General features: G+C 70.3%; 13 protein-coding genes. 4 read left to right on the forward strand and 9 right to left on the reverse strand.

What is annotated here, in order from left to right:
* Positions 1 to 64 precede the first annotated feature (64 nt).
* Together OHA88_RS18215 and OHA88_RS18220 are read left to right on the forward strand one after the other, a co-directional pair.
* Entirely contained in the window at positions 65 to 2,461 is a 2,397-nt protein-coding gene (locus OHA88_RS18215) for a ribonucleoside-diphosphate reductase subunit alpha (RefSeq protein WP_328626298.1), read from the forward strand.
* Entirely contained in the window at positions 2,461 to 3,474 is a 1,014-nt protein-coding gene (locus tag OHA88_RS18220) for a ribonucleotide-diphosphate reductase subunit beta (RefSeq protein WP_267002027.1), read from the forward strand. The genes OHA88_RS18215 and OHA88_RS18220 overlap by 1 nt, the downstream gene beginning before the upstream one ends.
* Here OHA88_RS18220 and OHA88_RS18225 read toward each other — a convergent pair.
* Positions 3,471 to 3,683, reverse strand: a complete 213-nt coding sequence (locus tag OHA88_RS18225) for a hypothetical protein (protein ID WP_328626299.1) — start codon at positions 3,681 to 3,683, stop codon at positions 3,471 to 3,473. The two genes, OHA88_RS18220 and OHA88_RS18225, sit on opposite strands and share 4 nt — an antisense overlap.
* An 81-nt stretch (positions 3,684 to 3,764) precedes the next feature.
* Here OHA88_RS18225 and OHA88_RS18230 point away from each other — a divergent pair, with 81 nt between their 5' ends.
* The gene (locus tag OHA88_RS18230) at positions 3,765 to 4,739 is read left to right on the forward strand and encodes a GlxA family transcriptional regulator (protein ID WP_328626300.1); all 975 of its coding nucleotides are present in this window, start codon (positions 3,765 to 3,767) and stop codon (positions 4,737 to 4,739) included.
* A gap of 104 nt (positions 4,740 to 4,843) precedes the next feature.
* A complete protein-coding gene (locus OHA88_RS18235) occupies positions 4,844 to 6,751 on the forward strand; it encodes a family 20 glycosylhydrolase (RefSeq protein ID WP_328626301.1) in 1,908 nt (635 codons plus the stop codon).
* A 191-nt stretch (positions 6,752 to 6,942) separates the two neighbouring features.
* On the opposite strand, the gene def is transcribed toward OHA88_RS18235, so the two are convergent.
* From def to OHA88_RS18275, 8 genes are all read right to left on the reverse strand, one after another.
* Complete coding sequence (gene def, locus OHA88_RS18240) at positions 6,943 to 7,581, reverse strand: peptide deformylase (protein ID WP_328626302.1); 639 nt, start codon at positions 7,579 to 7,581, stop codon at positions 6,943 to 6,945.
* A 73-nt stretch (positions 7,582 to 7,654) separates the two neighbouring features.
* Complete coding sequence (locus OHA88_RS18245; RefSeq protein ID WP_030969778.1) at positions 7,655 to 8,647, reverse strand: tetratricopeptide repeat protein; 993 nt, start codon at positions 8,645 to 8,647, stop codon at positions 7,655 to 7,657.
* A 92-nt stretch (positions 8,648 to 8,739) separates the two neighbouring features.
* Entirely contained in the window at positions 8,740 to 10,005 is a 1,266-nt protein-coding gene (locus OHA88_RS18250) for an HD-GYP domain-containing protein (RefSeq protein WP_328626303.1), read from the reverse strand.
* On the reverse strand, positions 10,002 to 11,513 hold the full coding sequence (locus tag OHA88_RS18255) for an HD-GYP domain-containing protein (protein WP_328626304.1): 1,512 nt from the start codon (positions 11,511 to 11,513) through the stop codon (positions 10,002 to 10,004). Before OHA88_RS18255 ends, OHA88_RS18250 begins: the two co-directional genes overlap by 4 nt.
* A 253-nt stretch (positions 11,514 to 11,766) precedes the next feature.
* The gene (gene rsrA / locus OHA88_RS18260; RefSeq protein ID WP_267002043.1) at positions 11,767 to 12,084 is read right to left on the reverse strand and encodes a mycothiol system anti-sigma-R factor; all 318 of its coding nucleotides are present in this window, start codon (positions 12,082 to 12,084) and stop codon (positions 11,767 to 11,769) included.
* Positions 12,081 to 12,737, reverse strand: a complete 657-nt coding sequence (locus OHA88_RS18265) for a sigma-70 family RNA polymerase sigma factor (RefSeq protein WP_266990480.1) — start codon at positions 12,735 to 12,737, stop codon at positions 12,081 to 12,083. The genes rsrA and OHA88_RS18265 overlap by 4 nt, the downstream gene beginning before the upstream one ends.
* A 346-nt stretch (positions 12,738 to 13,083) precedes the next feature.
* Entirely contained in the window at positions 13,084 to 13,737 is a 654-nt protein-coding gene (locus tag OHA88_RS18270; protein ID WP_328626305.1) for an alpha/beta hydrolase family protein, read from the reverse strand.
* An 18-nt stretch (positions 13,738 to 13,755) separates the two neighbouring features.
* Complete coding sequence (locus OHA88_RS18275) at positions 13,756 to 14,571, reverse strand: SOS response-associated peptidase (RefSeq protein WP_328626306.1); 816 nt, start codon at positions 14,569 to 14,571, stop codon at positions 13,756 to 13,758.

Consider the following 14,571-nt stretch of genomic DNA (forward strand, 5'->3'; position numbering starts at 1 on the left):
GCCCGCCTCTGCCCGGCTGCCCCGCTCCCCGCCCGGCCCCGAGCCGAGCGAGGGAGAGCACCACATGACCATCGCGCCAGCCGATCCGGCTTCAGTCGCCGAGTCCACGGGAACCGCGAACGACGGACCCGGGACCGCACTGCTGCGGACCCTGACCGACCTCACCGTCGATCTGCCCGACACCGACCCCGGTCGCGTCGCCGCAGCCGCGCTGCGCGGGCGCAACGCCCGGTCGGACGAAGCAGAGTTGCGTTCGCTGGCCACCGAGGCCGCCGCAGGTCTGATCTCCGAGGACCCCGCGTACTCCCGGCTCGCCGCCCGCCTCCTCACCCGCACCATCGCGGACGAGGCGGCCGGTCAGGGCGCGGTGTCCTTCTCCGCCTCGGTCTCCGTCGGCCACCGCGAAGGTCTGATCGCGGACCGCACGGCCGCGTTCGTGGCGCTCCACGCGGCCCGGCTCGACGCGCTGGTCGAGCAGTCGCTCGCCGACGGCGCCGACGACCGGTTCGGCTACTTCGGGCTGCGGACGCTGCACAGCCGCTATCTGCTGCGCCACCCGCACACCCGTCAGGTCATCGAGACGCCACAGCACTTCATGCTGCGGGTCGCGGCCGGTCTCGCCGAGGACGACTCGGCGCGCGCAGTGGACGAGGTCGCCTCGCTGTACGGCCTGATGAGCCGTCTCGACTACCTCCCGTCCTCCCCCACACTCTTCAACTCCGGCACCCGGCACCCGCAGATGTCCTCCTGCTATCTGCTGGACTCGCCGCTGGACGAGCTCGACTCGATCTACGACCGCTACCACCAGGTGGCACGGCTCTCCAAGCACGCGGGCGGCATCGGCCTCTCGTACTCCCGGATCCGCGCCCGCGGTTCGCTGATCCGCGGCACCAACGGGCACTCCAACGGCATCGTGCCGTTCCTGAAGACACTCGACGCCTCGGTCGCCGCGGTGAACCAGGGCGGCCGCCGCAAGGGCGCCGCCGCCGTCTACCTGGAGACGTGGCACGCGGACATCGAGGAGTTCCTGGAGCTGCGCGACAACACCGGTGAGGACCAGCGGCGTACGCACAACCTCAACCTGGCGCACTGGATCCCGGACGAGTTCATGCGCCGGGTCGACACGGACGGCGACTGGTCGCTGTTCTCGCCCGCTGACGTGCCCGAGCTGGTCGACCTGTGGGGCGACGAGTTCGACGCCGCGTACCGGGCCGCCGAGGCCAAGGGCCTGGCCCGCAAGTCGATGCCGGCGCGTGAGCTGTACGGCCGGATGATGCGGACCCTCGCGCAGACCGGCCAGGGCTGGATGACCTTCAAGGACGCCTCCAACCGGACCGCGAACCAGACCGCCGAGCCGGGCCGCGTCGTCCACTCGTCGAACCTGTGCACCGAGATCCTCGAAGTCACCGACGACGGCGAGACGGCCGTCTGCAACCTCGGTTCGGTCAATCTCGGGGCGTTCGTGGCCGACGGTGGGATCGACTGGGAGCGGCTGGACTCCACCGTCCGTACCGCCGTGACGTTCCTCGACCGGGTCGTCGACATCAACTTCTACCCGACCGAGCAGGCCGGCCGGTCCAACGCTCGCTGGCGCCCGGTGGGTCTGGGCGCGATGGGGCTCCAGGACGTCTTCTTCCAGCTGCGGCTGCCGTTCGACTCCCCCGAGGCCCGCGCGCTCTCCACGAAGATCTCCGAGCGGATCATGCTCGCCGCGTACGAGGCGTCCTGCGACCTCGCCGAGCGGTCCGGTCCGCTGCCCGCCTGGTCCGAGACGCGCGCCGCCCGCGGTGTGCTGCACCCCGACCACTACGCCACCGAGCTGACCTGGCCGGAGCGCTGGGAGGCGCTGCGCGCCCGGATCGCGAAGACCGGCATGCGCAACTCGCTGCTGCTGGCGATCGCGCCGACCGCCACGATCGCCTCGATCGCCGGGGTGTACGAGTGCATCGAGCCGCAGGTCTCCAACCTCTTCAAGCGCGAGACGCTCAGCGGTGAGTTCCTCCAGGTCAACGCGTATCTGGTGGATGAGCTGAAGAAGCTCGGCGTGTGGGACGCGCGGACCCGTGAGGCGCTGCGCGAGGCGAGCGGCTCGGTGCAGGGGTTCGCCTGGATCCCGGAGGACGTACGGGCGTTGTACCGCACGGCGTGGGAGATCCCGCAGCGCGGACTGATCGACATGGCGGCGGCGCGTACGCCGTTCCTCGACCAGAGCCAGTCACTGAACCTGTTCCTGGAGACGCCGACGATCGGCAAGCTCTCCTCGATGTACGCGTACGCCTGGAAGCAGGGGCTGAAGACGACGTACTACCTGCGCTCGCGCCCGGCGACCCGGATCGCCCGCGCGGCATCCGGCCGGGCCGCGGCCGCCGCCCCCATTCCCGTACAGCAGGCAGCGGCTCCCGACGCGGACGCGATCGCCTGCTCCCTCGAAAACCCCGAGTCCTGCGAGGCCTGCCAGTAATGAGCAACACCGAGAAGAACCTGCTCGACCCGGGCTTCGAACTGACCCTGCGACCCATGCGCTACCCGGACTTCTACGAGCGCTACCGCGATGCGATCAAGAACACCTGGACGGTCGAGGAGGTCGACCTCCACTCCGACGTGGCCGACCTCGCCAAGCTGTCCCCCGGCGAGCAGCACATGATCGGCCGGCTCGTCGCGTTCTTCGCGACCGGCGACTCGATCGTGTCGAACAACCTCGTGCTGACGCTGTACAAGCACATCAACTCCCCCGAGGCGCGGCTGTATCTGTCGCGGCAGCTCTTCGAGGAGGCCGTGCACGTCCAGTTCTATCTGACGCTGCTCGACACGTATCTGCCCGACCCGGATGACCGCTCGGCAGCCTTCGACGCGGTCGAGGAGATCCCGTCCATCCGCGAGAAGGCGCAGTTCTGCTTCAAGTGGATGGACTCGGTGGAGAAGATCGAGCGGCTGGAGACGAAGGCCGACCGCCGTCGCTTCCTGCTGAACCTGATCTGCTTCGCGGCGTGCATCGAGGGGCTGTTCTTCTACGGCGCGTTCGCGTACGTCTACTGGTTCCGCTCGCGCGGCCTGCTGCACGGTCTCGCCACAGGGACCAACTGGGTCTTCCGCGACGAGACGATGCATATGAACTTCGCGTTCGAGGTCGTGGACACCGTCCGCAAGGAGGAGCCCGACCTCTTCGACGACGAACTCCAGCAGCAGGTCACCGACATGCTGAAGGAGGCCGTCGACGCGGAGCTGCAGTTCGGCCGTGACCTGTGCGGCGACGGTCTGCCGGGCATGAACACCGAGTCGATGCGCGAGTACCTGCAGTGCGTGGCCGACCAGCGGCTCGCCCGGCTCGGCTTCCCGACGGTCTACGGCTCCGAGAACCCGTTCTCGTTCATGGAGTTGCAGGGTGTCCAGGAGCTGACGAACTTCTTCGAGCGCCGCCCGTCGGCGTACCAGGTGGCGGTGGAGGGCTCGGTCGCCTTCGACGACGACTTCTAGACCCTGACGCCGACCCGGGGATACGGGCGCCGCGTGGCCGTGACCGGCTGCGCGGCGCCTGCCGTTTCCGGGGGCTCCGCCCGCCGTTCGTGCTCTGCGGCGCGCAGCTCACGGTCGATCCGGCGCTCCCGTGCGAGCCCGATGAGTGCGGGCAGCAGAACGAGACCGAAAACTGCTGCTATGGCCAGGAAGTTCATGAATGTGTTCATGCCTCTACTGTCGTCCGCGCGGCCGCATTCCGGCAGTGGCAGGACTGCCACACAGCATCGAATTGCTGCCACACTGACGTCATGCTGAAGAATGTCGCCGCTCTCCTGCTGGACGAGGTCCACCCCTTCGAACTCGGCGTGCTGTGCGAGGTGTTCGGCCTCGACCGCAGCGACGAGGGTCTGCCGGTCCACGATTTCGCGGTGGTCTCCGCGGAAGGCCCGGTACTGCAGACCCATGCCGGATTCACCATCAGCACACCGCACGGACTCGACCGGCTGGAGGAGGCCGACCTCGTCGCCGTACCGGCCGGCAGTCACTTCATGGACCGGGAGTACCCCGAGGAGGTCCTGGACGCCCTGCGCCGCGCGGTGGACCGCGGGGCGCGCGTGCTGAGCGTCTGCTCCGGTGCGTACGTCCTCGGCGCGGCCGGGCTGCTGGACGGCCGCCGCTGCACCACCCACTGGCGCCACAGCACCGAGCTGGCCCGCCGCTTCCCGCGGGCCGTCGTCGAGCCCGATGTGCTGTACGTGGACGAGGGGTCGGTCATCACCTCGGCGGGCACCGCCGCCGGGATCGACGCCTGTCTGCATCTGGTCCGTCAGGCGCACGGCCCCGATGTCGCCAATGCCATCGCCCGCCGTATGGTGGTGCCGCCGCACCGGGACGGCGGCCAGGCACAGTACATCAAGCGCCCGCTGCCGCGCTCCGCGTGCGACACGGTCGGCGGGACGCTCGCCTGGATGGAGCGCCATCTCGACCAGGAGATGACCGTCGAGCAGCTCGCCGCCCAGGCGCACATGTCACCGCGCACGTTCGCACGCCGCTTCCAGCAGGAGACCGGCACCACCCCGTACCGCTGGCTGCTACGACAACGAGTCCTGCTGGCACAGCATTTGCTGGAGACCTCCGATGAAACGATGGACGTGATCGCCGGCCGAACCGGTTTCGGAAACGCCGCCGCGCTGCGTCATCAGTTCGTCAAGTCCCTCGGGACCACTCCGAATTCCTACCGCCGCACATTCCGTGGCCCGATGCCCGTCTCCGAAGCCGCCTGATCCACATCGGGCCTGACCTCCGATCATTCGTCCAACCATTTTCCACATCAGTCCATGGACCACGGGCCCCGCTGCCCGCAAGGGTCGGGCGCATGGACATGCGGATGGCAAGACGAAGGACCATCGGAGCCGTGGTGACGGCGCTCGCCGCCGCGCTGCTGCCCTGGCAGAGTGCGGCGGCCGAAGGCGGCTCGGCCGCCGCGGCCCCTCCCGAGGTGCTGCCCACGCTCCGCGAATGGCAGGGCGACCAGGGCGAGTTCACGCTCACCGATCGGGCCAGAATCGTGCTGGACGGGGTGCGGGACCGTCGTACGGCCGCCGACGCAGGCCGATTCGCCGGCGAACTGAACGGCAAGGCGTCGGTGTCACAGGGCCGCGCGGCCCGTTCCGGGGACATCGTGCTGCGCCAGGACCCGACCCAGAAGGGCGTGTTGGGCGCGGAAGGCTACCGGCTCACGGTCGGCGCCCGCATCACTGTCACCGCCGCCACCTCCACCGGCGTGTTCTACGGCACCCGGACCGTCCTCCAGCTGCTGAACGACGACGGCCGCGCCGCGCGGGGTTCGGCGACCGATGTACCCGCGTACCGCGAGCGCGGGGTCGGGGTCTGCGCCTGCTACATCAACATATCGACACAGTGGTTCGAGCGCTTGATGAAGGACATGGCGTCGCAGAAGCTCAACCAGCTGTGGATCGAGGCCAAGGTCAAAAGCGACACCGACCCGGCGTCGGCGTTCTGGGGCTACTACACCAAGCCGCAGGTCCGCACGCTGGTCGCGATGGCCAGGAAGTACCACATCGAGCTCGTGCCGGAGATCAACTCCCCCGGCCACATGGACACCTACCTGGAGAACCACCCGGAGCTCCAGCTCAAGGACCAGAACGGCGTCGCCTCCCCGCCCCGGCTCGACATCTCCCGGCCCGAGGCACTGGCGTACTACACCTCGATGGTCGACGAGGCGCTGAAGGTCTGGGACAGCCGCTACTGGCACATGGGCGCCGACGAGTACATGCTCGGCTCCTCCTACCCGAGCTACCCGCAGCTGCAGGCCGCGGCGACCGCGAAGTTCGGTGCGTCGGCGACCCCCGACGATCTCTTCACCGACTTCATCAACCAGGTCAACGCGCATGTGAAGGCGGACGGCAGGTCGCTGCGGATCTGGAACGACGGGCTCGTCGGCAAGAACGCCGTCGTCCCGCTGGACCGTGACATCACCGTCGAGCACTGGCTGAGCGGCGGCTCCATCCAGCAGCCGTCCTCGCTGCTCGCCGAGGGCCGGCCGGTCATGAACTCCGCCTACTCCCTCTACCTGGTGCGCGGCGGATTCACGATGCAGACCCAGAAGCTGTACGAGAGCGACTGGACGCCGTTGCGCTTCGAGGGGCAGACGCTGACCCAGGGGGCGGCGAACCTCACCGGCGCGAAGATCAGCCTGTGGCCGGACAGTGCGGCGGCCGAGACGGAGAACGAGGTGGAGACGAAGGTCTTCATGCCGCTGCGCTTCGTGGCGCAGGCGACCTGGGGCGGCCCGAAGCCGAGCCCGACGTACGCCGGTTTCGAGGCGCTCGCCCGGAAGATCGGTCACGCGCCGGGCTGGGAGAACACCGACCGCACGCCGCTCACCGACGGTACGTACCGGCTGACCACGGGCGCGAAGGCGCTGGCCCCCACGGCGGACGCGGGCGTGTCCCTGGTCAAGAACAGCGCGGCCTCCTGGGCGCTGACGGCGACCGCCGACGGGTACTACACGGTGCGGTCCACGGAGAACGGTCAGTGCCTGGACGCGGTGCGCGGCAAGAAGTATCTGGGCGCGCCGCTGGAGGTGGGGGCGGAGCTGTCGCTCGGGAACTGCTCGGCGACGGCGCGTACGCAGCGCTGGCAGCTGGACACCGGAGCGGGTGCGCTGACGCTGCGCAACGCGATCTCGCAGCTGCATCTGACGGAGCGGGCGTCGGACGGCGCCGCGGTGCAGACGACGGGCGCGACCCGGCTGACGGCGGGCGCCGCCTGACGAGCTCCGGCTGAGGGCGCCACCCGCCCGATGCCACCCGGCTGACGGCGCAAACCGCCCGACGCCGCACAGAACGGGGCCCCGCCCGCCGGATCACCTGACCGCCGGCGCGCGGGGTCCTTCCATGTCCGGGGTCGGATACCGCAGTTGGGCGCCGACCGGACGGGGCCTGCTCGGTGGAATCCGGAACGTCAGTCGTTCGGCACGATCTCGTAGCGCGGCGTGTTCTCCGCCATCTGCCTCAGCGCGTCCTTGCGGTCGCGCTTCGAGAGCCGGTCGATGTACAGGTAGCCGTACAGGTGGTCCGTCTCGTGCTGAAGGCAGCGCGCGAAGTAACCGTCGCCGCGGACCTTGATCGGGTTGCCCTTGGCGTCCTGTCCGCGCACCACCGCGTAGTCCGGGCGGGCCAGCGAGGCGTATGCCGTCGGGACGGAGAGGCAGCCCTCGTTGGAGTCGTCGAGGACGCGCTCCTCGGGCGGCAGCTCGTCCAGCACCGGGTTGCAGACGACGCCCACGTGCCGCACACCGTCGTCGTCCGGGCAGTCGTAGACGAAGACCTTGAGGTCCACGCCGATCTGGTTGGCGGCCAGGCCCACGCCCTCAGCCGTCTTCTGGCTGGCGAACATGTCGTCGATCAGCTGGGCCAGCTCGTCGTCGAACTCGGTGACGTCCTTGCACTCCTTGTGGAGCACCGGGTTACCCACGACCGTGATCGGCCGGGAGGTGCCACGCTCGCGGTACGCCGCCTCACGCGCCTCACAGTCCTCGGTGTCCACGACGAATCCTTCGTCGTCGACGCTGATCTGCTCGTCCGTCTCCTGCTGCGCCATGTCCGCCGTACGCCTTCCTCAAAACCCGAATCGATGCCCGTACAGCCTAACGGCCGGGCCGCGGACGCACGGCTCAGCAGACTTCTTCGAGATCCCGCCACTCACGGCTGTCCGGGCTGTCCGCCACCCAGCCGTCCAGCAATCCGCGGACCAGCCCCGCCGGCGCCGCTATCCCGCACTCGCGCTCGGGCACCCACAGCTCACCGGCGGTCCGGTGGCCCAGCGGGCCCGGATGGCCGGGCTCGCTGTGATCGTGCGGGTCGAGGTGCTCACCGTCGCCCTCGTCGCTCTCCATCCGGCTCTCCGAACAGGCCCGGCAGAGCAGCCGTACGGACGACGACCAGTCCTCGGCGGCGAACCCGGCATCGGACGCCAGCTGCTCGAGGGCGTCCCGGTCGTCCTCCGTGGCGGCTTCGAGAAGCACCACCCAGGTGGGTACGGGGGAGGGTGCCCACAGCTCGATCTCGTCGAACACGGGATACGAGGGGCCGGCCGCGGTCACGCGCTCGCCGTGCGGCACCCCGTCGTGCAGGACGACCTCGCCCCAGCGCCGCCCGGAGGACGGCAGCGGGATCGACAGCACTTCCATCCGCGCCGGGTCCAGCCTGCGGCCCCAGACGACCTCGGCCTCGCCCTCGGGCGACAGCCGTACGGCCGCGCTGCCGAGCTCCATGCCGGCCGGCTCGCTGTTGGCCGCCGCGGTGTGCTGGCCGCTGCCGGGTACCTTCAGGCCGTAGGCCTGCCAGGCGCGACGGGCCAGTGGCCAGTCCTGCAGTGCGGTGGCGGCGATCCCGACGTTCCACCAGTCCGGGGCGCCGGACTCCTTGTCGAGCAGCGCCACGGCCCGTAGGCCGGCCGCTCTCGCCTGTTCCCAGTCGTGCCGGAACTTGTGCAGCAGCGCCAGGTTGAACCACGACTCGGAGAGCCAGGGCTCCAGGTCCGCCGCCCGTGTCAGCAGTGCGCCCGCGTCCTCGTACCGGCCGTCGCCGATCAGCGTGAACGCGCGGTCCGTGGCCTGCCGCCAAGAGGCGGAGGGCCGATGCCGTACCTTCCCGAAGATCTTCACGATTCCCGCCTGTCCCGACTCGGACACCCTCGTTTTCCGGTCTTCTTCGCATCCAACCATGCCCAGCCGGACGCCCGCTCATTACCCATGGGTTACCCAGGCAGGACGGGGGTCAGACCGCCCCGGGCCAGCACGCGCGCGAGCGATTCCACGACCTCCGGCTGATAGTCGTGGCCGGTCCCGAGCCTGAGCTGTTCCAGTGCGTCGAGCGGCCCGCTGAGACCTTCCCCGCAGAGGTCGTCGTATGCGTTGACGGCCCGGACGATCCGGGCGGGCAGTGGCTGCTCGCGATACGGGTCGGCCTGCCGCTCCACCACGACGGCGATCTCGGTGTCCACCCCGGTCTGCCGGACGACGGCCCCGCCCAGCAGCGCGATCCGGCGCTGCTCGGCGGCGGGCAGCGGGGCGGTCGCCCCGTCGGGCACCGGATCGACGAGGGAGAGCTGCCCGATGTCGTGCATCAGGGCCGCGTACTCCAGCACGGTCAGCTCGGCCCCGGAGAGCCCCAGCTCGCGGCCGACGGCCGTGCAGAGCATCGCCACCCGGCGCGCATGCCCGTGCGGGGTGTAGCCGGCGATCTCGGTGGACCGGGCGAGCGAGGTGATGGTCTGCCGGTAGGTGGTGCGCACCGCGACGAACCGGCGGAACGACACCTGGGCCAGCAGCAGCGGTACGCAGAGCACGGGCAGCGCCCACAGGCCCGCGACGGAGACCCCCAGGGCCATCACCGCCCCGGTCGCGCAGACCGCCGAACCGATGCCCAGCAGAGCGCGCAGCTCGTCACGGAGCAGCGGTCCGTACGGGAAGGGGGTACCGGACCGCAGCAGCAGGGCACCGAGCACGGCGTCGCACAGGGCCGTGAGCACGAGCAGTACGAGCAGGAAGAGCGCGAAGTACGGGCCGTCGCCGAACCAGACGGCGGACCGGCCGGAATTGTGGAGCGGCTGGAAGCACACAGCGGCGAACGAGACGATGATGATCCGCCGGGCCACCTGATCGGCGGTGGGCCCACTGCCACGTGCCACATGGGGCACGGCGGCGACGAGCTGCGCCGCGACGAGAACAGCGATGACCTGCAGGGCTCCGTGGCTGGTGGGCTCCCCGCCGCTGCGGCCGAGAAGCGCATACGCGAGCGCTCCGGCGGCGCCGAGCGGCGCGGGCTCCCGCTCACCGGGCAGCGCACCCCAGCGGGCCAGCTCACCGACGGTGATGAGCACGCCGAAGGTGAGGGCAAGCCCGGGTTCGTGGAGACCGTGCCAGAGGGTGTGGGCGAGACCGGCGACGGCGAGCGCACCGGCGGCGCCACGGACGGCCAGGACAGCGGGGGGCAGCCTCGTCCGGCTCCGACCGCGACTCACCGGGTCCGGTCCACGGACGGCTGCGCCCCAGGTGCGAGCCCGTACCCGTCCGCAGCCACCGCACGACCGGCCGCCACATCGAGCCCGTCCCCGGACACCGCACGACCGGCCGCCGGCTCGAGCCCGTCGGGCGATTGCGGGCGAACCGGCCTCCGGACGTCCCCGGCCCCCGCACTCGCGCCCGCCCTTGGCACCGGCACCGTCTCGTCGGCCGTCACCACCGTCGACGCCGTCGACCACCCGTGCCGGTCCAGGCCTCGCGCCAGCGCCCGCACCATCTGCGGATCGAACTGCGTGCCCGCACACCTCTTCAGCTCCTCCACCGCTGCCGGCACCGGCCTCCCTCTCCGGTACGACCGCGTCGACGTCATCGCGTCGAACGCGTCGGCCACCGCGACGACCCTCGCGAACTCGGGGATCTCCCGCCCGCTGAGCCCGTACGGATAGCCGCTGCCGTCGAGCCGCTCGTGGTGGTGCAGGATCGCCGCTCGCGCCTCGCCCAGGAACCCGATGCCCCGGACGATCTCGTGCCCGTACTCCGGATGCAGTTCGATCACGCGCCGTTCCTCCGGGGTGAGCGGCCCGTCCTTGCGCAGCACCCGGGTCGGGACGCAGAGCTTGCCGACGTCGTGCAGGATCCCGGCGAAGCGGAGCACTTCGAGGCGGTCCTCCGCCATGCCGAGTTCCCTGGCGATCAGCACGGAGGCCCGCCCCACGCGCTCGCTGTGCCCGCGGGTGTACGTGTCCTTGATGTCGACGGCCTGCACCAGCGCCCTGATGGTGGCGCGGTGCGCGGCGTGCTCACGGTGGTACTGGGAGAAGATCCAGCAGGAGATGTACATCGGCAGCAGGACGAAGAGCGCGGACACCGGTCCGTACGAGCTGCGCCACAGCACGGCCATCATCAGCCCGGCGAGACCGTGTACCAGGTGCGGTCCGAGCGAACGCGGCAGAAGGCCGCTCCAGGCGTGTCGCAGCGGCAGCCGTTCGGCCGTGGCCAGGATCGAGCCGTCCAGGGCGGTCAGGACGAGGCTGAAGGCCAGCGCGGCGGCGCAGGCGGGCAGCAGGGCGTACGGGAAGTCGGGCAGCCGTTCGGGACCCGGTCCGCCGAGCGTGGCGCCACCGCCGAGCAGACCGTGGACGTACGACGCCGCCCAGACGGTGAGGGCGAGCTGTGCCGCCCGCCAGATGCGGCGGGCCGTAGCGGGCGCGTGCTCGACCCGGCCGACGAACGAGCCGGGGATCGCGACCAGCGCGGCGGCTGCGGGCGGCAGCAGGAACGCGGCGGCGAGCAGCAGCGGGAAGAACGATCCGGCACTGATCGGCACGGAGCTGCCGAGGAGGCGGCAGCGGCCCGGAAGCTCGCAGGCCAGATAGAGCGCCGTGAGCAGTCCCACGGTGGTCCACGCGATCCCCGCACCGGGACGCAACGCAGGCAGCGCACAGAGCGTCGCGCAGACCGCTGCGGCCAGAATGTGCGCGCGCGCCGCTGACGGTGTGGCTCTCACCCGCCCCACCCGCCCCCCAACGATGGTCAATGGAGGCGCCAGGCTAGCGAGTTGGACGCGCGACCGAGCGCCGATGAGCTCGATTCGCACGTTCGGGTGAGTTCGGGTGATGTGTACGCCGTAGCGGTGGTACGCGTGAGGGCGCGCCGCGAAAGTCGCGGCGCGCCCTCACGCGTACGGAGGAAGGTGGGAGGGGACGTACCGCCGCTCAGCGGCTGCCGCCCGTCACTCTCCGGCCCTCACCTGCCGGCCGTCACTCGCTGGCGGCGGTCGGCAGCTGCGACTCGGCCACCACGTCCTGATCCGGCACGGCCTGCCCCGAGCGGATCAGGTCGATCCGGCCCATCACCTTGGAGCGCAGATCGCTCGGCACGTCGTCGTGGCCGCAGCAGCGCTTCACCAGCTTCTTCACAGCCTGCTCCAGGCCGTACTTCTCCAGGCACGGGGAGCACTCCTCGAAGTGCACCTCGAACTTGGTGCAGTCGCTGTCGGGCATCTCATGGTCGAGAAACTCGTAGAGATGATCGAGGACCTCTGAGCAGTCTGTCTCGTGCGGCTCTCCGCAGCTCATGAGCCCGAGCCTTTCCGATCGTCCGACTCTCCGGCACCGGCCGGGACGAGCCCGCGCTCGCGGGCGTAGTCCTCCAGCATGCCGCGCAGTTGGCGGCGGCCCCGGTGCAGTCGGGACATCACCGTACCGATGGGAGTCCCCATGATGTCCGCGATCTCCTTGTAGGCAAAGCCCTCTACATCCGCAAGATAAACCGCGATGCGGAACTCTTCGGGGATCGCCTGCAGTGCGGACTTCACATCCGAGTCCGGAAGGTGGTCGAGAGCCTGCGACTCGGCGGACCGCAGACCGGTCGACATGTGCGACTCGGCGCGCGCCAGCTGCCAGTCCTCGATCTCCTCGGCGGCACTGCGCTGAGGTTCGCGCTGCTTCTTGCGGTACGAATTGATGAAGGTGTTCGTCAGGATGCGGTACATCCATGCCTTGAGGTTCGTACCCTCGCGGAACTGGTGGAAGGAGCCGTACGCCTTCGCATACGTCTCCTGGACCAGGTCCTCGGCGTCTGCGGGGTTGCGCGTCATGCGCAGCGCGGCCGAGTACATCTGGTCGAGGAAACCGAGGGCGTCCCGCTCGAAGCGCGCGTTGCGCTCGGCGGTCGTCTCCTCCGCGCGGCCGTCGTCGGTCCCTGTGTCGGTACCGGTGACCGGACCCACCTCCTCCAACGCTGTGACGGATCCGAAACCGGACCCGCTCGAATCGGAGAATAGTCGACCTTGCTTCGACGCGGGCTGTCGATCCGATCCGCTCAGTGCCCGCTCGGGAGTGGTCTTCGCCGCGTGCAACACCGTCCACTCCAGGTCAGCGGCGTTCGAGCGGCGCGGGCAGATGGTCGAACCCATGCGACGGACTCCCTCTCCACATACGACGTTGATGTACCGATGTCACCGACAACAGTGGCCCCCCACTCAACATTCCCGGGGCTGTGACCGGTCTCCGCGAGGGTGATCCGATCCACCCGGAAGGAGGCATGCCCGGCGTGCGAGGGAGACGAGTCGGGCGTTACGGGAGTCGGTCCAGCCACGCGGTGACGGCGGCGGTGAGGATCTCCATCGCCTGATCCTGGGTCAGGTCGGCCTTCTTCGGTACGGCGAAGCCGTGGTCCCCGTACGGCACCTCGGTGATCTCGAACTCCCCCGGCGGGAATTCGGCGGGCCGTCCGAACGGGTCGTGGCCGCCCTGCACGACGAGCGTGGGCACACCCGAGCCGAGCAGCTCGTCCTTGCGGGACTTCTCCGGCTTGCCCGGCGGGTGCAGCGGAAAACTGAGCGCGAGGACCGCGTGGGCGCCGAGCTCGGTCGCCGTCCGGCAGGCCACCCGGGCGCCGGCGCTGCGTCCCGCGGCGACGACCGGGAGCCCTGGGGCGGCGAGCGCGGGCCACACGCCCCGCCAGCCGGTGTCCAGGGTCTTCGGAGCGGGTGCGAGCTTCTTCCCGGCGACCCGCCACGGCTGCTCCACCAGGGCGACGCTCACTCCGTGGGCGGGCAGCGCGGTGGCCAGGGCCTGGAGGTCGCGGGCCTCGATGCCGCCGCCGGCGCCGTGACCGGCGGCGAGCACCAGGCGCGGCTTCTTCGCGGGCAGCCAGGTGATCCGGGCCGTCCCGGCGTCGGTGTCGACCGTCTCGGTCGTCGTACGAGCTGTCTCTGTGGGGCTCACGTGTCTCATCCTGCCCGGTCAGAAGAGCGTGCCGACCTCCGGCGCGGCCAGCTCCTCCAGCAGTTCGGGTCCGTTGTTGCGGACATTGCTGACGGCGGTGGGCACCGGGTAGGCCCGCATCAGTCCGCCGGGCGGTGGTGCGAGCAGCGCCCGCAGTCCCTCGATGTCCTTGTGCGAGGGGTCCAGCCAGGCGTCCCAGCGGTCCGGGGTGAGCATCAGCGGCATCCGGGGGTGGATGTCGGCGAGCGCCGCCGGGCCCTCGGCGGGGGCGACGGCGAGCGGAGTGGTCTCCGCCTCGGTGGTGATCACGGAGCAGGTCACCCACCAGGCCTGCGGGTGGTCGTCGGGCAGGGTGCGGTCGCGCCAGAACTCGTACAGTCCGGCCATCGCGAAGACCGATCCGTCCGCGGGTGTCACGAAGTACGGCTGCTTGCGGGGGCGCTTCTTCCTCCCCTGTTCCTCCAGCTGCCGCTCGTCGGTACCGGTGACCCACTCGTAGTAGCCGTCGGCGGGCAGGATGCAGCGCCGTGAGACGAAGGGGCGGCGGAACGAGGGCTTCTCGTGGACCGTCTCCGCCCGGGCATTGATCATCCGGGCGCCACCCTCCGGCGACTTGGCCCAGGAGGGCACGAGTCCCCATTTCAGTGCGCGCAACTGCCGAACCGGACGTTGATCATCCGCGTCTTTCACCGGGCGTTCCAGTACGGCGTAGACCTCCTTGGTCGGCGCCACGTTGTAGTCGGGCTCCAGCGCCTCCGCCGGTTCCCACTTCTCGACGCCGAAGAGTCCGGTCAGATCCTCGGGCCGCCGACTCGCTGCATACCGTCCGCACAT

The organism is Streptomyces sp. NBC_00353, from assembly GCF_036108815.1.
In the GTDB taxonomy this organism is placed as follows: Bacteria; Actinomycetota; Actinomycetes; order Streptomycetales; family Streptomycetaceae; genus Streptomyces.